Consider the following 26847-nt stretch of genomic DNA (forward strand, 5'->3'; position numbering starts at 1 on the left):
CGGTGCCCCGCTTCGAGCCGCGCGGCGAGGTGAACCGGGCGCTGCTGGTCGGCGTGTCCGCGTACGACTCCACTCGGCCGAACGATCCGCACGGAGTGCCGGGCGACCTCGCGGCCGTGGCGCACAACATCTCCTTGCTGGAGGAGACGTTGTCGCACGGCGGTGTCTTCCGGAAGGGAGAGGTCGTCGTCTCCCGGTCGCCGTACCTGGACGCCTTCAGCGAGTCGCTGCGCATCGCCGCCGACGAGGCCGAAGGGCTGCTCCTCTTCTATTTCGCCGGTCACGGGGCCGTGCCCAGCGCGGGCGACGAGCTGTGGCTGCAGATGCGCAACGCGCGCGTCGTGCCGGGCAGCCGGGCCGTGTTCCCGGGCGCCGACCCCTTCTCCAGCGTGCTGACCGTGCTCGCCACGAGCCGGGCCCGGCATGTGGTCGTCGTCCTCGACTGCTGCAACGCGGGCAACGCCGCCCAGGTGTGCGAGGCGCTCGCCGACAAGCGCCGCTTCTCGGTGCTGATGAGCGTGCAGGCCAACAACCGGATCGACGCGGGGGACGACGCCACGCCCACCCCCTTCACGGCGCGGCTGGTGCGTCTTCTCGAAGACGGCGTCGACGGCCGGGGCACCGACGTCGGGTTCCTGGACCTGTCGGAAGCGCTCACCGCTCAGATGTCCGCCGACCACACGACTCTTCGCAACGAACAGTGGGAGCCGCAGCGCTGGGGCGACACGGACGTCCTGCTGTCGCGCCCGTCCGCCGGGGCTCCGTCCGGGATCCCGGCGACGTTCCCGGACGATCCGCCGCCTCCCGTGCACCCGCTGCCGTCCCTGGAGCCACCGGACGACACCGCGAAGGAGACCGCCGAGTCCCGCGACGAACAGGAGGAGCCGTCCGGCTCGCCCACGCCGGGGCAGCCCTCGGCGCCCTCGCGGCCGCGCCCCGGGGATCCGCCGAAGGCCGCCGAACCGCCTTGGTGGCGGCGCCTGTTGTCCGGTCCGCGGTCCTGGGGCGCGGCCGCGCTGTCCGCCGCCGGCCGGACGCTGCGCCTGCTGCGGAGCAGGCCCCGCCGCACGGCGCTGGTCACGACCGTCCTCGTCGGCGCGGGCCTCGGCGGATATCTGGCCTCCGCCGGTTCCGGCCCCGACCAGTCGTCCTGCGGGCCGCCCCTCGAACTGCGCCTGCTCACCGACCCGGACATCGAGTCCACCGTCCGCACCGCCGCGGACGCCTATCTGACGTCCCCGGCGAACACCACGTCGGCCGGTTGCCGCCGCAGCGGCATCACGGTGTACAGCGCGGGCGCCACGGACGCCGTGACGGGTTTCCGTGACCAGTCGGACCCGTGGCAGCGCCCCGTCAGCGACGACCTCGACCCGCAACGCGACATCGGGCCGCAGCCCGACATCTGGATCCCCGCGTCGTCGGCGAGCGTGGCCCGGGCGCAGCCGGTCGAGCCACCGCGCACCTATCTGACGCTGGAGTCGCACGGCCCCTTCGCGTACTCCCCGATGGTGCTGGCCGTGCCGCAGAACATCGCCGAGGACTCGGTGGACGACCGGACCGGGGGTTCGCTCGCCGTGCTCAGGAAGAAGCTCGTCCAGCGGCAGGAGGACGCCGACGTGCGGCGCACGGACCCGGAGTTCACGGACTCGGCGTTGCTGGCGACCGTCGGCCTCTACGGCCCGGAAGCGGACGGCGTCAGCCGGGCGGAGGGAAGCGTGGCGCAGCCGGGGCCGCCCTCGCACACGGGCTCCGACCTGCTGTGCACGCTGCCCGACGACCGTGCCGTCGACGACCGCACGGCCGCGCTCGTGCCCGAGTTCCTCATGGTCAGCGGGGTCGGCTGCGACCGGCCGACGCGCAGCCGGCGGATGGCCGAGTACCCCACGGACGTACCGGCGTTGGACCCCACGTTCGTCCGCGTCCGCTGGGAGGACGCGGACCGTGACAAGGCGGCCCGTGACGAGGCCGTCGACCGCTTCCGCGGCTGGCTCACGCAGGGCGGCGGTCACGGCGGGAAGCCCGGCGGCGGTCTGGACGTCTTCGGCCAGGACGGCTTCCGCGCGGTCTCCGGCGCCCACGACTTCCTCGCCGCACCCGACACGGAGGCGGGAACGCTCGCGCACCCCGGTACGCTGCCGGCCCCCGCCGCCGCGGACGCGATGACGACGGCACTGAAGCGCTACCGGAGCGCCAACGGCCCCGGCCGGGTCCTCTTCCTGCTGGACAGCTCGGGTTCCATGGGAGGGCTGTGGGAGGGGCCGGGCGGCGCCCCCGGCATCCTGAAGCAGTCGCTCGGCGGCCTCGGCGACCGGGACGAGTACGGCGTATGGGCGGTGGCCTCGCACGGCGCCGGCCCCTCCCGCGCGCTGCTCCCCTTCGACCGCCACCGTCGGTCGGACGCCGAGAGGACCATCGACCGCACGGCGGCGGTCCAGGACACCGAGAGCGACCCGTACGCGGCACTCACGGCCGCCCTGGACTACATGGCCGGGCGGGGCAAGGACGACGACCGGCCCCAGCTGATCGTGTACGTCACCGACGACGAGGACAACAACCACCTCACCGGCGGAAAGCTGGACGGGCTCGTCGAGTCGGCCGGGGGCAAGGGGGTTCCGGTGGTCATAGCGGCCCTCGACAGCGGCGGCTGCGACCGGGGCAAGCCGGACGCGCGCGTCTCGGACGCGAGCGGCGGCCGCTGTCTGGACACCAAGACCGACCTCGTGGCGGGCCTGCGCGACGAAGTGGCGCGCACCGGGACGGGGGACGAGTGAGGCCATCACGGACACCCGCGGCGAGGTGGGTGCTCGCCGCTCTGCTCATGGCCTGCGCCGCCTGCACCGGCGGTGGCACGGCCGCGCCGTCGGGCACGACGGTCGCTCCCGGCGGCTCCGGCGACATCGTCGTCGCGAGCGGCCGGGACGTGACCGGCAAGGGCGGCATCCGCCAGCAGCTCGTCGACGCGTGGAACGCACGACAGGACCGGCTGCACACGGGCCGTCACGCCCGGCTGGTGGAACTCCCGGGCTCCGCGGACCAGCAGCGCAGCCAGCTCCTGGGCGCGCTCCAGTCCGACAGCGCGCAGTACGACGTGATCAACCTCGACGTCACATGGGTGCCGGAGTTCGCCGACGCGGGACTGATCCGCACGCTGCCCGAGACCATGGTCGACGGGGACGTCATCAAGTCCGTGGCCCGCACGGCGCGGTGGGACGGCAAGGTCTACGCGATGCCGTTCAACAGCGACGTCGGGCTGCTCTACTACCGACGCGACTATCTGGAGAGGGCCGGCGTCCAGAACACCGACCTGAGCGAGGGACTCGACTGGACACAGCTGAAGGCGCTGATCGGCGCGGTCGACGAGAAGCGGGGCAAGGACCGGCCGAGCGCCTACGAGAAGGGCTGGACCTCGCAGTTCGGCGCGTACGAGGGCCGCACGGTCAACGGTGTCGAGGCGTTCGCGTCCGCCCCGGACGGCGTCACCCTCACCGACGAGGACGGCCGGTACACCGCCTCCGTGGAGGACCTGGAGAAGGGGCTGGCGGAACTGCGCACCCGCACCCAGGGTCCGTACCTGCTCAAGGACGCCCTCCGCTCCGACGAGGCCGAGTCGCTCACCGACTTCGCCGACGGGCGGACCGCGTTCCTGCGCCACTGGCCGTACGCCTATCGCACCCTCCACCAGTCGCTGAGCACGAAGCAGCTCGGCGTGGCCCCGCTGCCCGGCACGGCGGTGCTCGGCGGACAGAACCTCGCGGTCACGCACTCGTCCGGGCAGGTGGACGCGGCACGCGATCTGATCGGATTCCTGACCGGCCCGGAGAGCGAACGCTGTCTGCTCGACGCGGGGTTCGCCGCCACGCGGAAGTCCGCCTACCAGGACAGTGACGTGACGTGCCGGTCCGCACGGCCCTCGGGAGCCGCGACCGCCGGTCCCTCGCCCTCGTCGTCGGCCGAGAGCACCGACCGGATGCCGCGCGACGCCGACGGACGGCCCGCGTACGCCCGCACCACCCTTCTCCCGGGCCTCGCGCGGGCCGTGTCGCGCCCGCGCACCCCGCTCTACGGCGCCTTCACCCAGATCTTCACGACCGAGCTCGGCAAGCTCCTCAGCGACGACCCGCCGAGCGACGGCGACCTGGCCACGGAACTGGACAAGGCGCTCCGGGGTGTCCTGCCGGACGGCTGACCGAGCCGTCGCGGGCGGCGTCGGTCGCACCCTCCGCGGCGGAGGCGTCCGCTCCCGCCGTGGCGCCGGCACGTGAAGCGCGGGCCGAGGACCACGAGCGGCCGCGTCCAAGCAGGTGGAGTACGCGGCCACGGCGAACCCCGGCGGGCACGACCGGCGTTGTGCACCGTGCTCAGCCATGCACCTTCAGAGAGGACATCCCATGCGCCGCACCACGCTGTTCGCCGTCTGCGCTCTCATCGCCGCCGCAGCCACCGGGTTCTTCACCACCAGCGCCATCCGCAGCCGCTGACGCCGAGGCGTCATCCGCAGTCGCCCCCTGGGCGCGGAGGCGCCGTCCGCGGCGCCTGTCGAGTGCCGACGTGCGGAACCCGGTCGGCCGCTCTCCGACCGGGTTCGTGCAGAGGCTCGTCACATGCCGCCGTGTGCGGCCCTGACGAGTTCGGGAACGCGCGGGCCCGGGGGTGCCTCGGGCGGAACGAGCCAGCGGCCGGAGCGTCCGAGGATGACGCAGCCGGGGTGCACGCGCCAGTGACCGTCACGTCTCGTCAGCGTGACCGCGGACAGCGGTGGCAGGTCGAAGTGCCAGAAGGCCCGCATCGGAGCCGACAGGGCGTGGACGAGGGCGGCCCGCACGACGGACGGCTCGGTGACGGCCACCGCCCGTCCCGGGTGGGGTGGCAGGCCGCTCAGCCAGTTCCCGGTCCGCCGGCATATCTGTCGTATGGACTCGCCGCCGTGCGGGGCGGCATCCGGGTCCGTGAACCACACGGAGTACCGGTAGGGGTCCTTGGCCGTCACGTCGGCCACGGAGTAGCCGTCCCAGGCGCCGCGGTCGAAGTCGCGCAGCGCGGGCTCCGGGGTCGCCTCCAGGCCCAGTGCGTCGGCGGTGCGCGCGCAGCGGGCCGAGGGTCCCCGGACAGCCAGTGAGTAGGCGGGAGACGCCGGTGCGGCGCCGCCTGCCCCGCGCAGGGCGGTCAGGCAGGGGGACTGACCGCTCAGGGCCCGGGTCGCGTCCCCGTCAGTCGCACACACGAATGTCAGGCTGACCGTCATGGGGCTGTCCTCCTTGATCGGCCCGGCATGGCGCCGGACGGCGTGCACCCGCACACGGGCTAGTGGATCAGGCGCGCGGGTGTGGTGGCGGCGTAGAGCATGTACTCCAGGGGTCCTCGCCGGAAGCGTCGGGTCCAGGCCACGGCCAGCAACATGGCGACTGCGATGAAGCCGAGGAGGACCGGCAGGGCAGCGGCGTCCGGCATGTCGTCGGTGCCCAGGGTCTTGATGGCGATGATGTGGCCGACGTACACGGTCAGGGAGATGGAGCCGACCGCGACGAACGGGGTGACCGCCCGCCGCGCACCGGCGTACTCCGCGGCCATGAGGCAGGCGGCGAGCACGCACAGGGCGACGCCCGTGTTGCCGAGGATCGACCAGGTGGTCTGGCTGTGCGGCGCGCCCACCAGAAGCCAGGCGGGAGCACCGGTCGTGGGGTCGTCGCCGACCGCGTCGGACCACCAGGCCGATGCGGCCGGTCCGCCGTCGGTGGCCGCGCTCACCGCGGCCTGCGCGCCCGGCACGAGGTGCATGGCCAGCCACGATCCTCCGTAGCCGACGACGGCCAGTGCGGCGCCGCACCGGGCCGTCGTGGCGAGTGCCCGGGGCCGGGTGAGGTCGACCTTGGCCAGGGCCATGCCGGCCAGGATGAACGGGAGCCACGTCAGGACCGGGTACTCGCCGGTGACGAAGAGTTCCAGGAACCCGTCCGTGTCGGTGAGGCGGGCCAGCGGATCGGCCGCCACGACCGTGTCGGCCCAGCTGCCGCCGTCGACCGCGATGCGCAGCAGGAACAGGACCTGTGGCATGACCAGCGCCGCCCCCGCGGCCAGGACGGCCAGGGTGGTGGGTCGCAGCCGGTGCAGCGGGAGGACGAGGATGAAGAGCAGTCCGTAGCTGGCGAGGATCACGTCGACCGACGTGTCCATGGCCGTGAGTGCGTAGCCCACGGCCATCAGCACGGTGGCCCGGATCAGCACCCGTCCCACGGCCTGTCGGCCCGGTCGCCCGGTCCGCGGCCGCGGGCGGCCCGTGAGCAGGACCAGGGTGAACCCCGCGAGGAGGGCGAACAGCGCGGACGACCGGCCGTGGGAGACCTCCATCGCCCATCCCAGCGGGCCGCCCACCGAAGGGGCGGGTCCCACATGGGCGGCGAACATGCCGAAGATCGCCAGACCGCGTGCCAGGTCCAGGCCGATCAGGCGTCCCGTGGACGGGGTGCCGAAGGAGGGACCCTCCGTGAGCGGCGCCGCGTACGGGACGGCTTCGGATACGCCATGCCTCATGAGTTCCACAGTTCGTGACCGCGTGGGCGAAAACCATCCGGCAGGTGTCCGCAACCACCCCGCCGATTGGCTGGCCAGGCTCTGTCCGCGGACCGTCCGGCGCGGGGCGCCGGGCGGAGCGTCCCCCGCCGTGGTACGAATCGGACAGTGGTCCCGCGGCGAGTGGAGCACAGGTGATCCGGGTACTGGTGGTCGACGACGAAGCCCTGATCCGGACGGGCTTCCAGCGGATTCTCGACGCCGCGAGCGGTATCGAGGTCGTCGCGGCGGTACCCGGCGGCGACGCGGTCCGCACGGCCGAGGAGGTACGGCCCGACGTCGTACTGCTCGACATCCGGATGCCGGACGTGGACGGCCTGACCGTCCTGGCCGCGCTGCGCCGGCAGCCGGATCCTCCGGTGGTGGCCATGCTCACCACGTTCGACATGGACGAGTACGTGGAAGCGGCCCTCCGCTCGGGTGCCGCCGGATTCCTGCTCAAGGACACCGACCCCGAGGAGCTGCCGTTCCTGGTGCGGACGCTGGCCGACGGCGGCACCGTGCTGTCGTCGAAGGTCACCCGGGCCGTCGTGGACAGTTATCTGGAGGCCGCCTCCCCCGGCGCCGCGACCCACTGTCTCGACCGGCTCACGGACCGCGAGCGCGATGTGCTCGTACTCATCGCCGAGGGGCTGTCCAACGCCGACATCGCCGGACGCATGCACTTGAGCACGGGCACGGTGAAGGACCATGTGAGCGCGATCCTCACCAAGCTGGAGGTGGGCGGCCGGGTGCAGGCCGCCCTGCTCGCCCAGCAGGCCGGCCTCCTGAAGAAGGAACGGGAATGACCTCCCGCCGCTGGCAGTCACCCCTGGCGGACGCCACGCTCGTCGCGGTGTCGCTGATCGACGTCTGGGCGCATTTCGACAGCACCGAGCCGCTGCGCATGGCGTGCGCACTGGTCGCTGCCTTCTCCCTGCTGCTGCGGCGCCGGTGGCCGTTTCTCACGTTCCTGCTCACGATGCCGGCGGTCCTGTTCTCCGACGCGGTCTTCTCCGCGCTGGCCGCGCTGTACACGCTCTCCTCGCACAGCCGACGCCGTGTCCTGCTGGCCGTGTGCGCGGTGGCGTTCACCGTCAGCGACCTGACCTCGTGGCCGAACCCGCACCTGGATCTGTCGGAGCCGTCGACGCTGGTCACTTTCGGTTACACCGGCGGCACCGCGGGCGCGGCGGTCTTCCTGGGCCAGCTCGTCCAGACCCGGCGCGACCTCTCGCTGCGGATCGCCGAGATCTCCGAGGCACGCGACCACGAGCGGATGCTGACCGACCAGACCGTGCTGGCCCGGGAACGGGCCCAGCTCGCCCGGGAGATGCATGACGTCGTCTCGCACCAGGTCAGCCTGATCGCGGTGCGGGCCGGAGCGCTCCAGGTCGGCGCGCGGGACGACGAGGCGAGGGAGGCCGCGATCACCATCCGGCGGCTGAGCGTCCAGACCCTGGACGAACTGCGCCACATGGTCAGCGTCCTGCGCGCCTCGGAGGGCCGTCCGACGGAGCTGACGCCGCAGCCGTCGCTGGCCGATCTGCGGCAGCTGGTCGACAACAGCGGCATCGAGGCCGAGCTGCACATGGACCTGCCCGAAGGCCTTTCGCCGCCCGTGCAGCGTGCCATCTACCGCACGGTCCAGGAGGCTCTGACGAACGTCCGCAAGCACGCCCCGGGCGCCGACGCGACGGTGCGCATGGCCACCGAAGGGGGCGCCGTGCAGGTCACGGTCACCAACTCCGCGCCGACCCGTCCCGCCCTCCCCCTGCCCAGCGCGCACTACGGCCTGATCGGTCTGAACCAGCGTGCCGCACTCCTCGGCGGCGTGGTCACCTCCGGCCCGACACCCGACGGCGGCTACGAACTGAGCCTGCGGCTTCCGGCGGACAGCGCGGTGTGATGAGCGCCTGATCGCCCCGGCCCGCAGGGCGCCGCACGCCCGGAGCCGTCGCGCCGGTGCGGATCCACGGACTGCGGCCGCTCTCCCCATCACGCAACAAGTCTTTCGCAATACTTCTTTCGAAAGTGTTGTTTCGCGTCTAGAGTCCCGTGCATGAGCGATGCAGACCGTGAGCAGGCACCGGCGGCGGACCCGGACGCCTCGTACTCCGCTGCCCCGAAGGTCACGGACGCGCGAGCGCTGCGCGCACTGGCACACCCGACACGGGTCGCGCTGCTGGAGGCGGTGGCGGTGAGCGGCCCCCTCACCGCCACCGGAGCGGCGCGGATCGTCGGTGGCAGCGTCCCGAACGTCTCCTACCATCTGCGGACGCTGGCGAAGCACGGGTACGTCGTCGAGGCGGAGGGCCGGAGCGGCCGGGAGCGGCCGTGGAAACTCGGCAACACCGGCATACGGTTCGACGTCGGCGCTCCGGACCCGACCGTGAGCCATGCAGCGCGTGCCCTCGGCGAGGTGCTGCTCGACCGATGGCTGGGCCGGATGCGCCACTACGAGAGCCACCGCGAGCAGTACCCCGCCGACGTGCGCGCCGTCAGTGACAGCAGCCAGTTCGTCGTCTTCGGCACGGCCGCGGAAGTCCAGGAGGCTCAGGCCGGGATCACGGACATCCTGATGCGGTTCGCGGACCGCCTCACCGATCCGGCGCTCCGCCCCGAGGGATCGGTCCCCTTCGAAATGCTGGTCTTCACGCATCCGTTCGAGACCCTCGCCCCCACCGATCCGGAAGCGTGACGGCCACGACATGGGCGAATTGCTGAAGACACCGCGCATGCGTCTGTACTTTCTCGGCAACAGCCTCAGCCAGATCGGCGACCACGCGCTCTGGCTGGCCGCCGGAATCTGGGTCAAGGAGCTGACGGGCTCGACCTCGATGGCGGGCCTGTGCCTCTTCTTCCTCAGCGCGGGGACTCTGCTCTCACCGCTGACGGGGCTGGTCGTCGACCGGGTCCGCCGCAAGCCCCTCATCCTGGTCACCAACTCGGTGACCGGCCTGCTGGTGCTGTCGCTCACCCTGGTCCACCGCGCCGACCAGGTCTGGATGATCTACGCCGTCATGTTCCTCTACGGTCTCTCCGGCACGATCTCCGGATCGGCGACGGCCGCGCTGCTGCCGAAGCTGGTGCCCAAGGAACTGCTGGGCCCGGCGAACGGACTCTCGCAGGCACTGTCGCAGGGCCAGCGCCTGATCACTCCGGCGCTCGGCGTGGGACTGCTCGCCCTGTACGGCGGCAAGGCCGTGGCGCTCCTGGACGCGGCCTCGTTCGCGGTCGGCGTGGCCTGCTGGATCCTCATCGACGTCGACGAGGACAGGCCCTCCCCTTCCGGGAAGCACTGGACGCGGGAGACCGCTGCCGGCTTCGCGTTTCTCGCCAGGACACCCGTCCTGCGTCAGCTGACCATCACGTTGACCGCGGGAATCTTCGTCATGGGCTTCTTCGAGACGCTGGGGATCGCGATCGTCACCACTGGGCTGCATCACTCACCGTCCTGGGCCGGCGTCGTCGTCACGGCCATGGGCATCACCGGCGTCATCGGGGGGCTCTCGGCCGGAGGCCTCGTCGAACGCCTCGGGCCGGGCCGGCTCACCGCCACGGGACTCGCCGTCACCGGCGTGAGCGCACTGGTCCTGGCCGTACCCGACGACGCCGTCGTCGTCTCCGGCTCCGCGCTGCTGGGGCTCGGCCTGCCGTTCGTCACAGTCGGCGCCGTCACCGCGATGCAGCTCAACACACCGAACGAACTGATGGGCAGGGTCGCGGGAGTCGACAACTTCCTCGTCAGCGGCGGGCAATCGCTGGGCATCGCCACCGGAGCCGCACTGATATCCGTGCTCCATTACCGCGACCTGTGCTACCTCGTCGCCGGCGTGCTCGCCCTCGCCACGCTCTACTTGACCACGCGACCGGAACAGCGCCACGGCGCGGTGCCGGCCGCCCGGGCCGCGAGCACGGCCGGAGCAGCCGTCACCACCGGCGGTGGGACCGCCTCACGCCGCCTGGTCCCGCTCCCCGTACGCAGACGCAGACCGTGACCGCCCGCTCCGCATCCAGCTGCCGCCGATCGCCGTCCCGGCTCACGGGCGTTCGCAGAGCTGGAGGAAGCCGCCGACGGAGAAGCACAGGGCTCCGGTGAAGGTGCCCCAGTTGGCGATGTCGGCGTTGATCAGGCTGCCGGTGGCGGGGCGGGTGTAGGCGGCGAGCGCCGAGATCATGAAGAGGACGGAGCCGAGCTGGTTCACGGCGACGATCCACCAGCCGAGACTGCGGCGGCGGAAGCAGATCCGGCCGTGGCAGATCTCGGCGAAGGCGAGGTGACCGGAGATCAGGAAGAGTAGGCAACCGATCACGTCCGGGGTCCAGATCAGCCGGTTCATCTGCCGCACGCTCAGCCCGTGGAGGAAGGAGTCCAGCAGGTTGACGCCGAACACCAGGGTGCCGGCGAAGAGGACGAACGTGCTCAGCCAGTCGACCCGGCCCGGCTCGTAACTCCACCAGCGCCAGCCGTGGGTGACGAGTCGTCCTTCGCCGCCGGGCACGTGGCGGGGAGCGTTGACCACTTGGAGCAGGGAGACGTAGCCGCCGGTGTTGAAGAAGAGTCCGCCGGCGAAGTAGATCGAGGCGCTGGTGGTGGCGTCGCCGGAGCCGACCTGGGCGACACCGGCACCGGCCGCGAAGAGGGCGCCGCCGATGATGAAGGCGATCGCGGCGGTGGCGTTGAGCCTGCGCAGACGGCGGAGCCCGGTCTCGTCGGCGCTGGTGTGCCGGCTCGTGGGTGCGCCGGGCGGACGGACGGCCATGACGCCCCGCCGCCGGGCGAGCCGTGACTCCCACACGGCGGTGCCGCCGCCGGGAAGGTGCCAGGTGAGCCGGGTGGTGAACGGTCCCGCGCCCTCGGCGCGTTGCTCGGGTTGTCCCACGGGCCGAGCGTAGATCGCCTGCGATGCCGCCCCGCCTGCGAAACGCCGCCGATGGTCCACCGGGCGGCGTCGCCTTCTCCGGACCCCGGCAGCACAAGACCCGCTTCGCGCGGCCGACGTCCGTCCCGCGACGGCGGTTCGGGTCCGCTGCGGTCCTGAGGCGGCCCTGGCAGAACCGGCGTCCGCGTGGGGAGACGGGCGTCACACACACCGATGTCACATCTCGCCGAGTCGGCCCGTCATAGAGGCGTATCGCCCACCACGGCAAGGAGTGCATCATGGAAGCCCGTCTGAACCTCTTCGACAGCCCGCTCGCCGCCAAGGCCCTGAAGCACTTCACCTCGGCGGGCAAGGTGATCGCGGACTCGACGCTGCCGGCCTCGACCCAGGAACTGGTGAAACTCCGCGCCAGCCAGATCAACGGCTGCAGCTTCTGCACCGACATGCACACCAAGGACGCCGCCCACGCCGGTGAGACCTCGGTACGCCTCGGCCTGGTCGCGGCCTGGCGGGAGGCGACCGTGTTCACCGATGCGGAGCGCGCGGCTCTGGAGCTGGCGGAGCAGGGCACCCGTATCGCGGACGCGGCCGGCGGGGTCACGGACGAGGCCTGGGCGAATGCCGCCAAGTACTACGACGAGGAGCAGCTCGTCGCCCTGGTGTCGATCATCGCCGTCATCAACGCCTTCAACCGCCTGAACGTGATGGTCCAGCAGCCCGCCGGCGACTACCAGCCCGGGATGTTCGGCTGACACCACCGTCGTCACGGCAGGAGTCGGCGAGCCCGGTCCGCGCCCCGGGCCGGGCTCGCCGCCCATCAGGTGACACATGCGGGAGGCGGGCTCGGCAGCCGGACTCCGAGGCAGCACACGGCCGGGTCAACGGTGCAGGCCACCACGCTTGGAGAGCCGGGACCGGTCGGCGGGACCGGCCTGGGGTCCGGGGCGCTCGCCCGGACGCACTTGCGGGCGCGGGTGCTCGGCGCCGGTCACCCCGGGCTGCAGACGCTCAGCACCGCCGAGCCCGGACCGCGGTCGCTCAGCACCGCCCCCCTCGGACCGCGGACGCTCGACGCCGACAAGGTCGGCGGCGCCGCGCGCTTCGGGCCGAGCGCGGTCGGCGGCTCGTGTCCGAAGCCGGTGGCCGAGGCCGATCACCGCATACGTGCCGACCGCGGCAGGGACGAGAACGCCGGCGATCCAGGTCGTGCGCCGTCGTGTGTCCGTCCAGGACAGTGCGGACTCCGCCCCGTGGGGCAGGCCCATGAGAACCATCGAGGCCAGCAGTGAGAGGGCGGCCGACACCAGTGCGGCGGCAGCGAGACAGGCGGTCCAACCGGGGACGCGACGACGGCCTCTCGCCAGCCACGCGAAGGTGAGAGCGTGTGCGGGAACCACGCCGGTGATGCTCGTGAGGAACGCCAGCGTCAGCACGGACAGTACGTCACCGCCGTATGCGGCCGTCAGCCGCAGCACACCGAGTACCAGTGCGGTGAGAACGACTCCCCACCACCACGCCCGTGTGAGATCCCGGTCCACGCCGCCCCCGCTCCCTCGTCGCTCCATGGGGGCATTGTCGTTCACGGCGGGCGGCGGGCAACAGGGCCGTGTCCCGGCCCTGTTGCACCCGGTCGGAGTTCCTTCGCCTCCGGACCTCCGGACGGCTCAGTGTCCGACCAGCAGCCCCGTCCCCGTGACGTCGGCACGGATGCCGTCCTTCTCCACCGCCACGTCGAGCAGGCGCACGTCCCCCGATCGCGGCTTCGGCAGCTGGAAGGAGAAGGAGAAGCGGTCCGCGATCTCGGGGCGGGTGAGCCGCGTCAGCGCGGTCAGCAGGGACGGGTCGAGCCCCACCCGCTTCAGGAGGCCGGGGTGGGCCAGTGCCACGTCGACCAGGTTGAGGCTCATCAGGTCGTGGACGAAGTGGGGCGCGCCGGTCAGCCGGTGGAGCTTGTCGTCGTCGCGCAGTGCGGCCTGCACGACGGAGTCGGGCACCCCAAGGCGGTGCACGATCGCGGGAACGGAGAGGAAGGCCCGGATCTTCTCGCCCTCGCGGGTGAGCCGGCGCGCGGAAGCGGGCGTCAGATGGAGCCCTTCCGAGGCGCGGGTGCCGGGCCGGTAGGTGGCCAGGTGACCGATGTCGAGTCGCATGCCGTCGACGGACAGGGCGATGCCCCGGTCGCCCTCGCGCCGTATGTGCGCGTCGGCCCGTACCCGCAGGTCGTGTCCTGCGACGGGGAGGGCACCGCGGGCCAGGACACGGTCGGCCCCGTTGGAGGAGAACGACACCTGGGAGGCACCGAGTTCACGGTTCATGTCGGCGAAGGAGAGCTGGACCCGGCCGCGCAGTTGCCGCACGAGCGCGCCGCGTATCGAGGTGGGGCCGTCGCCGTCGATGCGTACGTCGCGCGCGGTGGCGGTGATCCGGGTCAGCGTGACCCGGCGGGCGGCGACGTCGGGGACGGTGACGCTGACCGAATCCAGCCGCTGGGCGGCGAGTTGGGTGAGGAAGGGGAAGCCGCCGATGCTGACCTCCGGGGCCGCGGCGAGGTCCAGCTGGTCCTTGAGCTTCTGCGAGGCCTTGTGCTCCGCGTAGAGGGCGGCCCAGCGATCGGCGAGTGTGACCAGGCAGGTCACGGTGAGGAGCCAGACCGCGCACTTGAAGACGGTGGGCAGTCCGGTGGCACGGTTGCGACGGCGGCTGCCCCGCCGGTGGTTGGGCGGTGACCAGGGTTCCTCGTCGTCGGACGGCTCTCCTTCCGACCGGTCGTGCGCGGTCCGCAGGCCGTCGTGCGGTGGGTCCGCCAAGGCAGCCAGTTCGTCGTAGGGATTGCGGCCGAGGGGAACCTCGGAGGGCGGCGTCCCGTCTGACGGGACGTGGTGTTCACCGGGCGCCGGTGAACGGCCGGAGCGATGCGTGTCTATGTGGTGGGGGGTACGCATCAGCAAATTTGATCATATATCGGCGCCAGGAGTGCAAGTCCTCGCTGAAATCCGGCCTGAAACAGGTGAGTTGACGGTCACACTCACAGGACCGTGCAGATCGATCCCGCGGGGCGCGGGCGGCCCGGCACCGGTCGGTGCGCACCGCCGCCCGCGTCCGTGGCGTGGGGACACGGGGCGTCAGGCCGGCTGGGTGGCGGCCGCGTCGAGCGCTTCCCGGGCCGCGGCCGAGGCTGCCGTGCGGTCCTGCGGCACCAGGCCGATCCGGGTGCGCCGGTCGAGCAGGTCGCCCTCGTCCAGGGCGCCCTCGTGCAACGCGGCCCACAGCAGGGCGGCGCGCGTGACGGGGTGGCCGGGCAGCACGGGATCGTCCAGACGGGGGTCGCGTGCGGCGAGGGCGTGGACGGCGGGGGCCTCGGTGCCGTAGCGCCGGATCAGGTGGCCGGGTGCGGGCAGCGCGCCGAGCCGGTCGGGGGCGGCCGCTCCGACGAGCGGCAGGGACGCGGTGGTCGAGGCGCCGACGCGGAGGCGGCGGGCCTCGACGGCGGTGTCGACGGCGTCCTGCGCCATGCGCCGATAGGTGGTCAGCTTCCCGCCGACCACGGTGATCACGCCCGCGCCCGAGGTCAGGACCGCGTGCCGGCGTGAGATGTCGGAGGTGCGGGTCTCCTCCCCCGACCGCGTCGGCTCGGCGTCCAGCAGGGGGCGCAGTCCCGCGAAGGCCCCCACGACGTCGTGGCGCCGCACGGGGACGTCCAGCGCGGAGCCCAGGACGTCCAGCAGGAAACCGATGTCCGACTCGGGCACTTCGGGCACGTCCGGGATCTCCCCGTCGACGGGTTCGTCGGTGAGGCCGACGTAGACGCGTCCGTCGCCCTGGGGCAGGACGAGGACGAACCGGTTGGTCTCTCCGGGGATCGGTATGTGCAGGCCGGCCGGAAGGGGGCCGAACAGGTCGGCGCGCAGGACCAGATGAGTGCCGCGCGAGGGGCGGATCCGGATGCCGTCGACGAGGTCGCCCGCCCATACGCCGGAGGCGTTGATGACGGCTCGGGCCCTGATCTCGCCCTGTTCTCCGGTGAGTTCGTCGCGGACGCGGGCGCCGCTCCCGCCGGCTTCCAGCACCCTGACCCTGGTGAGGATCTTCGCGCCGTGTGCGGCGGCGGTGCGGGCGAGGGCGGTGACCAGGCGGGCGTCGTCGGTCACCCGGCCGTCCCAGGACAGGAGGCCGCCACGCAGGCCGTCCGGGCGTACCGAGGGCGCCAGGTGCCGGGCCTCGACCGCGGACAGGCGGCGCGGTGCGGGCAGGGTGGCGCGTGAGGTGCGGGCCGCCAGCCGCAGGGTGTCGCCCGCCCGGAAGCCGGCCCAGGCCAGGGATGCCTGACCGCGTGACACCAGGGGCGTCAGAGGCAGTACGAAGGGCTGGGCGCGCACCAGGTGCGGGGCGGTGCGCTCCATCAGGACACCGCGTTCGACCGCGCTCTCGTGGGCGACGTCGAGTTGCGCGGAGGCCAGATAACGCAGCCCCCCGTGGATGAGCTTGGAGCTCCAGCGCGAGGTGCCGAAGGCGAGGTCGTGCGCGTCGACCGCGACGACGCTGAGGCCGCGCGCGGCGGCGTCCAGGGCGACCCCGGCGCCGGTGGCGCCGAGCCCGACGACCAGTACGTCCACCATGTCGCCGTTCACGGCCTCGGCGAGTTCACGACGGCGGCGGGTGGCATTGAGCGACGAGCCGGGGGCCGGGGCGGTCGAGGGGGACGCACTGCTTGTGGGGCTCATGGGGCGAGGGTCCTCTCCAGAAGGGTGCGCAGTTCGCCGAGGAAGGCGGTGCCGGTCAGTTCGGGATCGTCCTCGTCGGTCATGGTCCGCAGGGACAAGGTGAAGGACTGCACGACGAGCAGCACCGAGCGGGCCTGCCGCGTCACCGGGACCTGCCGCACCGATCCGTCGGCGTGGCCTTCGCGCAGGGCTTCGGCGAGCAGGCCGAGGAGTGCGTCCTGGCTGGCTCCGCGGCGGTCCAGTACGTAGGGCAGCAGCAGTTCGGGGTCGACGTCGATGATCTTGCGGAAGAGCGGGTGGTCGCGGAAGGCGGCGGCTCCGGTCACCAGGCCGTCCACGATCAGCCCGCGCATCTCCCGGTCCGGCCGGCGTCGCGGCATGGCCTCGGTGGCCACGTCGATCCACTCACGGGTCATCAGATCGCCGACGAGTGACCGTACGTCGGGCCAGCGGCGGTAGAGCGTCATGCGCGAGACGCCGGCGCGGCGGGCCACGTCGGTCAGGGTGGTGCGCCGGACTCCGACGGCCAGCACGCAGTCGCGCACGGCGTCGAGAACGGGATCGCTGTCCGAGTGGTTGTGACGAATAGGCGTCATGTGTAACAGTGTAACGCCCTGAGCGGCCGTGCGGGAGACGGCACGTCGCGAACCGACCGATGAGGACAACCGTTCATGGACATGCTGTGGAGTGGCTGGGGCGACCCCGCCAAGGCAGCCCCGCTGCCCGACTCGGTGACCGGACTGCTGCGGGACCTGCTCGGCGTCAAGCCGCGGGACACCGACGCACCCACTCTCGACGAGATCTCCGTCCCGGAGTCCCCGCTGGATCCCGCCGTGTCGAAGGCGCTGGCGGACGCCGTCGGCGGTGAGGCCCACGTGCGCACCGACGCGGAGAGCCGGATCAGGCACACCCGTGGCAAGTCCACGCCCGATCTGCTGCGGATCCGCGCCGGTGACGTCGAGGACGCCCCCGCCGCCGTGGTCCTGCCCGCCTCCCACGACGACGTCGTCGCCGTCCTGCGGGTGTGCGCCGAACACGGCCTCGCGCTCGTCCCGTTCGGCGGCGGCACCTCCGTCGTCGGCGGCCTGGCCCCCGAGCGGCGCTCCTTCGTCGCGCTCGACCTGCGCCGTATGAACGGCCTGCTCGACATCGACCCCGTCTCGCGCACCGCGACACTGCAACCGGGGCTGCGCGCCCCCGACGCGGAGGCTCTCCTCGCCGAGTACGGGTTCACGCTCGGGCACTTCCCCCAGTCCTACGAGTGGGCCACCATCGGCGGATTCGCCGCGGCCCGTTCCAGCGGACAGGCCTCCGCCGGATACGGCCGGTTCGACGAGATGGTCCTCGGCCTGACCCTCGCCACGCCCGAGGGCACCCTCGACGTCGGCCGCGCGCCGCGCTCGGCGGCCGGCCCCGACCTCCGGCAGCTGATCCTCGGCTCCGAGGGCGCCTTCGGAGTGATCACCGCCGTCACGGTCCGGGTCCGCCCGGTACCGCACACCCGCGTCTACGAAGGCTGGCGCTTCGCCTCCTTCGAGGAGGGCGCCACCGCCCTGCGCCGCCTCGCCCAGGACGGTCCGCGCCCCACGGTGCTGCGGCTGTCCGACGAGACCGAGACCTTCATCGGACTCGCCCAGCCCGACGCCATCGGCGCGACCGAGGTCCCTTCGAGCGCCGGCTGCATGGCGATCGCCGGATACGAGGGGACCGAGGAGGACACGACGTACCGCCGCGAGCGCGCCGCCGAGGTCCTGCGCGCCGCCGGGGGCACCTACCTGGGCGCCGAGCCGGGCGAACGCTGGGCCCACGGCCGCTATTCGGCGCCGTACCTCCGGGACTCCCTGCTCGACGCCGGCGCCTTCGCCGAGACGCTGGAGACCGCGACGTTCTGGTCCCGGATCCCGGAGCTGTACGCGGCCGTCCGCACCGCCCTGACCGAAACCCTCACCGCCGCGGGGACCCCTCCCCTGGTCATGTGCCACATCTCGCACGTCTACGAGAACGGCGCCTCGCTGTACTTCACCGTGGTCTCGGCGCAGGGCGACGACGCCGTGGCCCACTGGGAGCCGGCCAAGCGGGCCGCGAACGAGGCCGTGCTGAACGCGGGCGGCACGATCACCCACCACCACGGCGTGGGCACCGACCACCGCGACTGGTACGTCCGCGAGGCCGGGACGCTCGGCGTCGAGGCCCTGCGTGCCGTCAAACGGCGGCTCGACCCCGACGGTCTCCTCAGCCCCGGGATCCTGCTGCCCGTCGACTGACCGGGTCCCAGCGCCGTTCGCTCACCGAAGCCCCGCCCGTCCCCCGCTCCGATCCACCCGTCACCGTCCGGAGGCACACCGATGCGACAGTTCACCGCCGTCGTCAATCCCACAGCGGGCGGCTCCACCGGGGCGGCTGCGCTGCTCCAGGTCGCCCGACTGCTGCGGGAGGCCGGAGCCGGGCTGGAGACCGAGTACAGCCGCAGCCTGTCGCACGCCCAGGACCTCGCGCGCCGCGCCGGGGAACAGGGACGGGTGGTGCTCGCCGTCGGCGGCGACGGGATGGCGGGCGGCATCGGCGGTGCCCTCAGCGGAACGGGCACCGTCCTGGGCCTGGTGCCGGCCGGCCGCGGCAACGACTTCGCCCGCGCCCTCCGACTGCCCACCGACGCCGCGGACCTGGCGCGCGTCCTGCTCGAGAACGAACCACGTCAGGTGGACACGATCGAGGTGGAGTCGGCCGTGCACCCGCGCACCGTGGTCCTCGGCAGCGTGTACGCGGGCGTCGACGCGCTCGCCAACCGACACGCCAACCAGGCGCGCGTACTGCGCGGGGCCGCCTCCTACTACGCGGGCGGCCTGCGCGCGGTCACGAGCTGGCGTCCGGCCTCCTACCGGGTCACCGTCGACGGACAGGAACACCTCCACCGCGGCTACACCGTCGTGGCCGCCAACTCCGCCTACTACGGCTCCGGACGCATCATCGCCCCGGCCGCCCGGGTGGACGACGGCGTGCTGGACGTCGTCATGATCCGGGAGGCCCCGCGTCGCCTGTTCTTCGCCCTGATGAACGAGCTCAAGACCGGCAGCCACATCGATCGGCCCGAGGTGGAGATCCTGCGGGGCCGGGAGATCCGCATCGAGGCCGACCGGCCGGTGCCCTACGGGGCCGACGGCGAGGTCGAGGCCGTCCTCCCCGTCACGGCACGAGTGCGGCCGGGCGATCTGACCGTACTGGCCTGACCGCCACGCCGTCCGTGATCCGTCGGGCTCAGCCCGCCTGGACGGGACCTGCCGCGCTCCCCGCCAGCCACTGCTCCCAGCTCAGGTTGAACGAGGCGTAGCCGTTGTCCGCCGGGGCCTTGGCGCGCGGTGAGCCCGTGACCGTGATCGGGTCGCCCTGCTTGACCTGGCCGTAGAACCACTTGGCATCCGACAGGGACAGGTGGACGCAGCCGTGCGATCCCCGGGCGCTGCCGCTGCCCGGGTTGGGGTCGCCGGTGGAGTAGTGCACGTACGTGCCGGACTGGGTCAGGTGGACGTCCCAGGGAAGGGTCAGGTCGTAGTAGTCGGGACTGCCCTTGGTGCAGCTGATGCCGACGCTGCACGAGGTCATGTGGACCTTCTTCTGCTTGTCGATCACCGCCATGGTGCCGTTCCACGTGGGGTATTGGGTGCTGCCCGCGTTGATCGACAAGGTGCGTACGGGCTTGCCGTTCTTCGTGACCTTCATGGTGTGACCGGTGGCGGAGACGTCCGCCCTGACGTCGTCACCGACGGTGAAGTCGTGCACGTAGGAGTGCGTGCCGTAGCGGCCGTTGCCGTTGGTGACACCCTTCAGGTCGGCGTCGATCCGCACCTTGGTGCCCGCGGCCCAGTAGGACTTGGGCCGCCAGTCGGCGCGCCGGTCACCGAACCAGTGCCACGCACCCGTCATCGGCTGGGAGGAGGTCACCTTCATGTGCTTCTCGATGTCGGCCCGGGCCTTCTGGGCCACCGGGTTGGTGAAGATCACCGAGATCGGCATCGCGACGCCGACCGTACTGCCGGTCTGCGGTGTGATCGTCTCCAGCAGCATCGGCGGCCCGGCGGGCTTCGACGGGGACGGACTCGCGGTGGCGGTGGGCTTCCCGGACGCGCCCTTGCCGCCACCGGAACCGGCCTTCGGCTCGCCCCCGCCACAGGCACTGGTGCCCGCCAGCACTCCGGCCATGACGAGTGCCATCGCTATACCGCTACGTCGCTTCACGCTTACCCCGGCTCGTGATCGTACCGACCTCAACGTTCTGTTGGACAGTGAGCGCTTGCCCGCGGTTGCAGCTCCGAATGCAAAGCACGATTCAAGAATTGGCCCGAGAGGGGAACGGGCGCCGGGGTCGCACCCCCCGAGCAACGTCCTCCGCACACCGGCGGCACCTTCACGTCGCCGTGGTGGCAGGCCTCGGCCGGTCGGCGCAATCGTCGGTCGGCGGATCCGGAGTTGACGTCCGACGGGCCCTGTCTCCGGTGAGGCAGGGCCGGTCCGTGGAGGTCGGGCGCCTGCCCTCGTGCGGCGGGGCGCGACCCGGTCGAGGACCGCGTCGCCCCGCAGACGCCAATAGCGTTCAATCCCTGGGCAGGCGGGCCTCCTTCGCCTCTCGGACGACCGCCCAGGCGTCCGCGACCGGACCCACGTGCCCCAGCTTGTCCGGATTGATGATGGAGCGGATCGTCTGGATCCGTCCGTCGAGCACGTCGAGCACCAGGGTGTTGAGGACGTTGCCGTCCCGGTCCCGGAAGACCGCGCCCGGCTGGCCGTTCACCTCGTGGTCCTCGACCGAGCCGCCGATCCGGATGAACGGCCCGGCGATCGCGGCGAGCATCTGGGACACGTTCCCGGCGCCGGCGATGGCCCGGCCCCATTGAGGTGCCTTGCCGCCGCTGTCGCCGATCATCCGGACGTCGGCGGCGAGGAGCTCGCGCAGCCCTTCGACGTCCCCTTCCCTGAAGGCCTCGAAGAAGCGCCCGGCGAGCGCCTCGCGCTCCTTGCGGTCCGCCTCGAACCGGGGCCGGCCGGCGTCCATGTGGCGGCGCGCCCGCACGCCGAGCTGGCGACACGCCGCCTCCGAACGGCCCACGGCGGACGCGATCTCGGGGTAGCCGAACCCGAACACCTCGCGCAGCACGAAGACGGCGCGCTCCAGCGGGGTCAGCCGTTCGAGCAGCAACAGGGCGGCCATCGACAGGGAGTCGGCCAGTTCCGCGGAACGCTCCGGGTCCTCGTAGGGGTCGGCCAGCAGTGGCTCCGGGAACCAGGGCCCGACGTACTCCTCGCGCCTGCGGCGGGCCGATCGCAGCACGTCGATCGAGAGCCGGGTGATGACCGCCGAGAGGTAGGCCCTGGTCGACGCGGGCCGTGCCGAGGATCCCTCGTAGCGCAGCCAGGTCTCCTGAACCGCGTCCTCGGCCTCGCCGACGCTGCCGAGTATCCGGTAGGCGATCGAGAACAGCAGTGGCCGCAGCTCTTCGAACTCCTCGGTCCGCGTCATGCCAGCGCCTCCTTGAAGCCCTGCCGCCACGACGGGTGGCGCAGCTCCCAGCCGAGTTCCCGTTTGGCCTTGGCGTTGGAGAAGCCTCGGCCCTCGGTCATCATCGCCACGGCCACGTCGCCGGCCAGCAGCCGGGCCAGCCACTTGGGTACCCGCATCGGGGGCTTGGCGCCCGCGCACCGCGCGAGGTGGGGCAACCACTCGGCGGCCGGTGCCGGTTCGTCGTCGACGATGTTGAACACGCCCTTCGCCCGCTGTTCCACGGCCAGCACGGTGGCACGCGCCGCGTCGTCGAGATGCACCCATGAGCTGTGCCCGGCGCCCCCTCCGACGAGCGGGAACTGCCGCTTGCGGACCAGCTCGACCTGGTCGTCGATGGCGCCCGGCCCGTAGAACCCGCCGTAGCGGAGCACCGCACCGCCGGCCTCGACGACCGTCTCCTCCACGTGTGCGACCGCCGCGAGTCCCGGCTGCGCGACCGTCCCCTCGTGCAGGTCCAGCGGATCCTCCTCGGTCTTCACCCAGCCGCCTTCCCGGATGCCGTTCCAGTTGGCGTAGCTCTGCGCGACGAAGCCGGACACGCCGGCCGCCTCGGCGGCGGCCAGCAGGTGGTCCGTCCCCTCGGTGCGCAGCCGGCTGGTGGTGGCGAACCACCGGTCCATGTGCTTGAGATCGGGCTTTCCGGCATGCGCCACCGAGATGGCGGTCATCTGGTGCACGATCGTCTCCGGCCGCGCTTTGGCCACCGCCTCGCCGACCGACATCGCGTCGAGCCCGTCCATCACGACCCCGTCGGCGCCGAGCCGCTCCAGCACTCCCAAAGTGGCCGTGCTCGTCGTCGTGGCCGTCACCTGATGGCCGCCGGCCACGAGTTGCGCCACCAGCCGCCGGCCCAGGACCCCGGTCCCGCCCGCCACGAACACCCTCACACCCATCACCTTCCCGATCACGGATACCGCCGTCACCTCCATGGACGAGACAGGCCAGGACGTCTGTGACATGGGTGGGCGGTGATCCGCCTGCCCGGGCGCGACGGCAGCACAGCGACTCGGCGTCACCCCGGACGGGAGGGACGGTCACGCCGAGGCGAGCAGGAGCCGCGTCAGCGCGTCCGGCGCGGTCACCATCGCGTCGTGCCCGCTCTCCAGCTCGGCGACCGCCCAGCCGAACTCGGCGGCGACAGCGCGGAACGGCATCCTCGACGGCGTGCACACGATGGCGCGGCAGGGCAACGCGTCGACACGGCCGGTGAGTTGCGCGGCTTCGGTGAACGTGAGCCGAGGGTGCGGCGTCAGCAGGGACTTCAGCCGGGCCACCTGGTCGGGAGCCGTGACTCCCACGGACTCCGGGGGCGGCACGGCCAGGACATCCCCGTCGGCCAGCGAGGCCACCCAGGCACGGAACCTCTCGGACGCGCGGTCGAGCAGCGACTCGCCATTGCTGCCCGCCCAGGCGTCGAGCATGATCAGCTCTTCCACGCGTTCCGGCACGCGGTCGGCTGCCTGCCGGACGACGAAGCCCGCGTAGCTGTGTCCGACCAGCTTCACGTCCCGCAGGTCCTCGGCCTCGAGCACGCTCCGAACGTCCTCCGCGTGCATGGCGAGGCCCGTGTCGGGGCTCCGCAGGTACGCGCGCTCCCCGAGACCGGTCAGGGTCGGCGTGTACACCGTGTGTCCGGCCGTGCGGAGGCGGTGCGCGACGTCACGCCAGCACCAGCCGCCGTGCCAGGCTCCGTGGACCAGGACGTAGGTGGCCATCGCGTTCTCTCCGTTCGTGAGGGGCGCGCGGTGCGCGGTGCGCGGTGTTCGGTTCAAGGCACCCGATGCGGAGGCCCGGTCCGGGACGCTCGGTGCGGGTGCTTCGGGCCGCCTCGGAGGCCTTGATGGACAGTCGACACGATCATTCTCGTGAAGGGCCGGCCGCGCTCGTGACGGGGGCGGCACCGAGCGGCTCAGGACGGGCCCGGGGACGTCACGGCCGCGGACCCGCGACGGACGACGAGGACCGCCGTGAAGCCGACGGCCAGACCGACGGCGGTCTGCGCACCGAACGGTTCGCCGAACATGAGCGCGCCCCACAGCGCCGTGACCGGAGCCATCAGGAACATGAGCGTGTTCACCTGGGTCACGCCTGCCCGCTCCAGGGCCAGCCAGTAGAGCCCGTAGCCGCCGAAGGTGGCCAGCACCACGAGCCAGAGGGTGGCGATCCAGAACGACGGCGCGGCAGGCGGCGACGCCGCACCGGCACCCACGGCGAACGCGGTGAAGACGACGGCGCTGGTGGTGCAGTGGATCGTCAGCGACACGAGGGGAGGGACCCGTGTGCACGAGCGGCGTTCGAGGAAGGTCGCCGCGACGAGCGAGACCATCCCGAGGAAGGGCACGGCGTAGGCCCACCAGACCACGCCGCTGGTCGCCATGGCGTCCGCACTGGTGACGACTCCGACGCCGGCCACGCCGAGGCACAGCCCGAGCCACTGCCTGCGGGAGGCGTACTGCCGCAGCAGCGGACCGGCGAGGGCACCGACCACCAGGGGCTGCGTTCCGTCGATCAGGGCCACGGTGCCGCTGGAGACCCCCAGCTGGATCGCGTAGTACACGGTGAGCAGATAGCCGCTCTGCGAGAGGGCCCCGACGGCGATCTGACGTGCCGCGTCCCGCGGGGTGAGACCTCGCCAGGCCGCTCCGCAGCGGGTGGCCGTGACACCGACGAGGAGTACCGCCAGCGGAAGGAACCGCCACATCAGGACGGTCACCCCGGCGGCGCTCTCCGCCCCGAGCTTGGCCCCGATGAATCCGGAGCTCCAGCACAGTACGAACGCCACCGAGAGCGGGAAGTTCACTCGCATCCTCCAGCTATACCGATCGGTATACCTCTTACCCGGCACTATACAGATCGGTATACTTCAGTGCCATGGGCCAAGCAGCGAAGCCTCAGCGCGTCACCATGACGCCCGCCGCCCGGCGGGTGCTGGAGGCCGCCTCCCGGCTGTTCTACGAGCACGGGATCCACGCCGTGGGCGTGGAACTGATCGCCACCGAGGCGGGCGTGACGAAGAAGACGCTCTACGACCGGTTCGGGTCGAAGGAGCAGATCGTCGTGGAGTACCTCGCCGACCGCGACGCGCGGTGGCGTGCCCACCTCGCGGAGCACCTCGACCGTCACACGGATCCCGCCGAGCGCTGCCTGGCGACCTTCGACGCCTCCCGGACATGGATGCGGCAGAACGGCGCCAAGGGCTGCAGCATGATCAACGCACACGCGGAGATCAGCGACCCGGCGCATCCCGCGTACACCGTCATCAAGGAGCAGAAGGCCTGGATGCTGGCCCTTTTCACCGGCCTCGCACGGGAGATCGCGCCCCGCGGTGCCGCGTCGCTCGGGCGCACACTGATGCTGCTGCACGAAGGAGCCCTGGTCAGTCACGGCCTGGGCGTCTTCCCGGACCCGCTCAAGGCCGCCCGCGAGCAGGCGCGTCCCCTCCTCGCATCGCATGCCGCCATGTGAAGATCCCCGCGGTGACGGCCGGTTGCGACCGCGGAAGATGCCGATGCGCCGAGGCCGGGCGCGCACCCCACGCACCGGCGCCGAGGCCAGGGGCGCGCCCCTCTCCCGGACCCGCGCGCCGGAACACCGGATCCGTGCCGTTCCACCCGAGCCGCCGACTCAGGCCGCACCGCCCGGCGTTCCGCCCAGCGCCCTCTCGAAGAACGTCTCCAGGACGATCGTCGCCTGGGTGCCGCTCACACCCTCGATCGCGTACAACCGCCGCAGCACGTCCTGCAGTTCCTCCGTGGTCGACGTGCGCACCTTGACCAGCACCGACGCGCTGCCCGCGATGACGTGCGCCTCCTGGATCTCGGGCAGCGCCGCGAACGCCGCCGCGGACTCCCCCATCCAGGACTTCGAGTCGACCATGACGAAGGCCAGTACGCCCCGGCCCACGGCGGCCGGATCGACGTCGATCGTGGTCCTGCGGATCACACCGCGCTCGCGCAGCTTGCGGACGCGCTCGTGCGCCGCGGCCGGCGACAGCCCGACCGCCTGCCCCAGCGCCGCGTAGGACTGCGTGGCGTCCTCCTGGAGCAGGCCGAGCAGCTCACGGTCGATGTCATCTACACGTTTCATAGGTGAACCGTAATCCATCTGGTAGAGGTAGTGTCGCGACGATTCAGATTCGGTTCGAGCTTACAGGGGTGGAATCTTGTCCGGTCAGCCTTCGAATTCTGTGTATGAGATTCTGGACGAGCGCTTCTTCACCGGACGCTGCGCCTTCGGCGACGACCGGCTGGAGACGCTGTACGACGACTGCCGGTGGGCCGAAGGGCCGGTGTACCTTCCCGCCTGGCGGCAGTTGATCTGGAGCGACATCCCCAACGACCGGATGCTGCGCTGGGACGAGCAGACGGGGGCCGTCGGCACGTTCCGCTCCCCCGCCGGCCACAGCAACGGCAACACCCTCGACCGCGAAGGCCGGCTGATCAGCTGTGAGCAGGGCAATCGCCGCGTCACCCGCACCGAGCACGACGGCACCGTCACCGCGCTGGCCGAGCGGTTCGAGGGCAAGCGGCTGAACAGCCCCAACGACGCCGTGGTGCACTCCGACGGAACCATCTGGTTCTCCGACCCCGACTTCGGGATCACCTCCGACTACGAAGGGCACCAGGCGGAGAGCGAGATCGGCGCCTGTCACGTCTACCGCATCGACCCTTCCGACGGCCACATCGCCCTGGCCGCCGACGGTTTCGGGGGACCCAACGGCCTGGTCCTCTCCCTCGACGAGCAGCAGCTCTACGTCTCCGACACCCGCGCCGGTCACATCCGGGTCTTCGACGTACGGGACGACGGCTCCCTCTCGGACGGCAAGGTCTTCGCCGAGGCCACCGACGGCGACAGCCGGTTCGACAACATCCGCTTCGACAACCAGGGCCGCCTGTGGGCCGCCGCCATGAACGGCGGAGTGCACTGCTACGACCCCGACGGCACACTGATCGGCCGCCTGCGCGTCCCCGAGGCCGTCTCCAACATCGCCTTCGGCGGCAGGAAGAACAACCGCATGTTCATCACCGCCACGACGTCCTTGTACTCCCTGGTGATGTCGGTGACGGGCGCACCCCGCATACGCCGACGCTGACGCCACGACGCCGGCCGTGCCACAGCTCGTCCACGCCTCCTGGACAGT

24 protein-coding genes are annotated in these 26847 nt (G+C 72.0%); 11 read left to right on the plus strand and 13 right to left on the minus strand.

Features of this window, described 5'->3' with window-relative positions:
* The first annotated feature begins 2 nt into the window (after nt 1–2).
* The gene (locus tag ACZ4IF_RS27480) at nt 3–2771 is read left to right on the plus strand and encodes a VWA domain-containing protein (RefSeq protein WP_467567462.1); all 2769 of its coding nucleotides are present in this window, start codon (nt 3–5) and stop codon (nt 2769–2771) included.
* 47 nt (nt 2772–2818) lie between these two features.
* Complete coding sequence (locus ACZ4IF_RS27485; RefSeq protein ID WP_467567763.1) at nt 2819–4186, plus strand: extracellular solute-binding protein; 1368 nt, start codon at nt 2819–2821, stop codon at nt 4184–4186.
* Nucleotides 4187–4597: 411 nt separating this feature from the next.
* Here ACZ4IF_RS27485 and ACZ4IF_RS27490 read toward each other — a convergent pair whose 3' ends face one another.
* Together ACZ4IF_RS27490 and ACZ4IF_RS27495 are read right to left on the minus strand one after the other, a co-directional pair.
* Nucleotides 4598–5242, minus strand: a complete 645-nt coding sequence (locus ACZ4IF_RS27490; RefSeq protein WP_467567464.1) for a histidine phosphatase family protein — start codon at nt 5240–5242, stop codon at nt 4598–4600.
* A gap of 59 nt (nt 5243–5301) precedes the next feature.
* Nucleotides 5302–6528, minus strand: a complete 1227-nt coding sequence (locus ACZ4IF_RS27495) for a DUF418 domain-containing protein (protein WP_467567466.1) — start codon at nt 6526–6528, stop codon at nt 5302–5304.
* A gap of 173 nt (nt 6529–6701) precedes the next feature.
* Between ACZ4IF_RS27495 and ACZ4IF_RS27500 the strand changes: the two genes are divergently transcribed.
* The 4 genes from ACZ4IF_RS27500 (at nt 6702) to ACZ4IF_RS27515 (ending at nt 10547) form a co-directional block, all read left to right on the plus strand.
* Nucleotides 6702–7355, plus strand: a complete 654-nt coding sequence (locus ACZ4IF_RS27500) for a response regulator (RefSeq protein ID WP_467567468.1) — start codon at nt 6702–6704, stop codon at nt 7353–7355.
* Nucleotides 7352–8455 carry a sensor histidine kinase gene (locus tag ACZ4IF_RS27505; RefSeq protein WP_467567470.1) on the plus strand — a complete coding sequence of 368 codons (1104 nt, stop codon included), beginning with the start codon at nt 7352–7354 and terminating at the stop codon, nt 8453–8455. Before ACZ4IF_RS27500 ends, ACZ4IF_RS27505 begins: the two co-directional genes overlap by 4 nt.
* Before the next feature lie 153 nt (nt 8456–8608).
* The gene (locus tag ACZ4IF_RS27510) at nt 8609–9247 is read left to right on the plus strand and encodes an ArsR/SmtB family transcription factor (RefSeq protein WP_467567472.1); all 639 of its coding nucleotides are present in this window, start codon (nt 8609–8611) and stop codon (nt 9245–9247) included.
* Between the two features lie 37 nt (nt 9248–9284).
* A complete protein-coding gene (locus ACZ4IF_RS27515) occupies nt 9285–10547 on the plus strand; it encodes an MFS transporter (protein WP_467567475.1) in 1263 nt (420 codons plus the stop codon).
* Between the two features lie 42 nt (nt 10548–10589).
* Here ACZ4IF_RS27515 and ACZ4IF_RS27520 read toward each other — a convergent pair whose 3' ends face one another.
* On the minus strand, nt 10590–11432 hold the full coding sequence (locus ACZ4IF_RS27520; protein WP_467567477.1) for a hypothetical protein: 843 nt from the start codon (nt 11430–11432) through the stop codon (nt 10590–10592).
* A gap of 278 nt (nt 11433–11710) precedes the next feature.
* On the opposite strand from ACZ4IF_RS27520, the gene ACZ4IF_RS27525 reads away from it, so the two are divergent.
* On the plus strand, nt 11711–12184 hold the full coding sequence (locus ACZ4IF_RS27525) for a carboxymuconolactone decarboxylase family protein (RefSeq protein WP_359495531.1): 474 nt from the start codon (nt 11711–11713) through the stop codon (nt 12182–12184).
* 126 nt (nt 12185–12310) lie between these two features.
* On the opposite strand, the gene ACZ4IF_RS27530 is transcribed toward ACZ4IF_RS27525, so the two are convergent.
* The 4 genes from ACZ4IF_RS27530 to ACZ4IF_RS27545 form a co-directional block, all read right to left on the minus strand.
* Nucleotides 12311–12997 carry a hypothetical protein gene (locus ACZ4IF_RS27530; protein ID WP_467567480.1) on the minus strand — a complete coding sequence of 229 codons (687 nt, stop codon included), beginning with the start codon at nt 12995–12997 and terminating at the stop codon, nt 12311–12313.
* Nucleotides 12998–13096: 99 nt separating this feature from the next.
* Nucleotides 13097–14374: an LmeA family phospholipid-binding protein gene (locus ACZ4IF_RS27535; protein WP_467567482.1), complete on the minus strand. Its 1278-nt coding sequence runs from the start codon at nt 14372–14374 to the stop codon at nt 13097–13099.
* Between the two features lie 180 nt (nt 14375–14554).
* Nucleotides 14555–16153 (minus strand): glycerol-3-phosphate dehydrogenase/oxidase, encoded by a 1599-nt coding sequence (locus tag ACZ4IF_RS27540; RefSeq protein ID WP_467567484.1) that lies wholly within the window; start codon nt 16151–16153, stop codon nt 14555–14557.
* Nucleotides 16150–16749, minus strand: coding sequence for a TetR/AcrR family transcriptional regulator (locus ACZ4IF_RS27545; protein WP_467567486.1), 600 nt, complete (start codon nt 16747–16749; stop codon nt 16150–16152). The genes ACZ4IF_RS27540 and ACZ4IF_RS27545 overlap by 4 nt, the downstream gene beginning before the upstream one ends.
* A 75-nt stretch (nt 16750–16824) precedes the next feature.
* On the opposite strand from ACZ4IF_RS27545, the gene ACZ4IF_RS27550 reads away from it, so the two are divergent.
* Both ACZ4IF_RS27550 and ACZ4IF_RS27555 read left to right on the plus strand, forming a co-directional pair.
* On the plus strand, nt 16825–18417 hold the full coding sequence (locus ACZ4IF_RS27550; protein WP_467567488.1) for an FAD-binding oxidoreductase: 1593 nt from the start codon (nt 16825–16827) through the stop codon (nt 18415–18417).
* Nucleotides 18418–18498: 81 nt separating this feature from the next.
* A complete protein-coding gene (locus ACZ4IF_RS27555; protein WP_467567490.1) occupies nt 18499–19380 on the plus strand; it encodes a diacylglycerol kinase family protein in 882 nt (293 codons plus the stop codon).
* Nucleotides 19381–19408: 28 nt separating this feature from the next.
* On the opposite strand, the gene ACZ4IF_RS27560 is transcribed toward ACZ4IF_RS27555, so the two are convergent.
* From ACZ4IF_RS27560 to ACZ4IF_RS27580, 5 genes are all read right to left on the minus strand, one after another.
* Complete coding sequence (locus tag ACZ4IF_RS27560; RefSeq protein WP_359495515.1) at nt 19409–20362, minus strand: L,D-transpeptidase; 954 nt, start codon at nt 20360–20362, stop codon at nt 19409–19411.
* Nucleotides 20363–20741: 379 nt separating this feature from the next.
* Entirely contained in the window at nt 20742–21665 is a 924-nt protein-coding gene (locus ACZ4IF_RS27565) for an RNA polymerase sigma-70 factor (protein ID WP_467567493.1), read from the minus strand.
* Nucleotides 21662–22600 (minus strand): NAD-dependent epimerase/dehydratase family protein, encoded by a 939-nt coding sequence (locus tag ACZ4IF_RS27570; RefSeq protein ID WP_467567765.1) that lies wholly within the window; start codon nt 22598–22600, stop codon nt 21662–21664. Before ACZ4IF_RS27570 ends, ACZ4IF_RS27565 begins: the two co-directional genes overlap by 4 nt.
* A gap of 141 nt (nt 22601–22741) precedes the next feature.
* The gene (locus ACZ4IF_RS27575; RefSeq protein ID WP_467567495.1) at nt 22742–23422 is read right to left on the minus strand and encodes an alpha/beta fold hydrolase; all 681 of its coding nucleotides are present in this window, start codon (nt 23420–23422) and stop codon (nt 22742–22744) included.
* Nucleotides 23423–23616: 194 nt separating this feature from the next.
* A complete protein-coding gene (locus ACZ4IF_RS27580; RefSeq protein ID WP_467567767.1) occupies nt 23617–24507 on the minus strand; it encodes a DMT family transporter in 891 nt (296 codons plus the stop codon).
* A gap of 71 nt (nt 24508–24578) precedes the next feature.
* Here ACZ4IF_RS27580 and ACZ4IF_RS27585 point away from each other — a divergent pair, with 71 nt between their 5' ends.
* Entirely contained in the window at nt 24579–25172 is a 594-nt protein-coding gene (locus tag ACZ4IF_RS27585; protein ID WP_467567497.1) for a TetR/AcrR family transcriptional regulator, read from the plus strand.
* 159 nt (nt 25173–25331) lie between these two features.
* Here the strand turns inward: ACZ4IF_RS27585 and ACZ4IF_RS27590 are convergent, their stop codons facing one another.
* Entirely contained in the window at nt 25332–25793 is a 462-nt protein-coding gene (locus ACZ4IF_RS27590) for an Lrp/AsnC family transcriptional regulator (protein ID WP_467567499.1), read from the minus strand.
* Between the two features lie 100 nt (nt 25794–25893).
* On the opposite strand from ACZ4IF_RS27590, the gene ACZ4IF_RS27595 reads away from it, so the two are divergent.
* The gene (locus ACZ4IF_RS27595) at nt 25894–26799 is read left to right on the plus strand and encodes an SMP-30/gluconolactonase/LRE family protein (RefSeq protein WP_467567501.1); all 906 of its coding nucleotides are present in this window, start codon (nt 25894–25896) and stop codon (nt 26797–26799) included.
* The last annotated feature ends 48 nt before the right edge of the window (nt 26800–26847 follow it).

Source organism: Streptomyces sp. NPDC025784 (assembly GCF_055558435.1).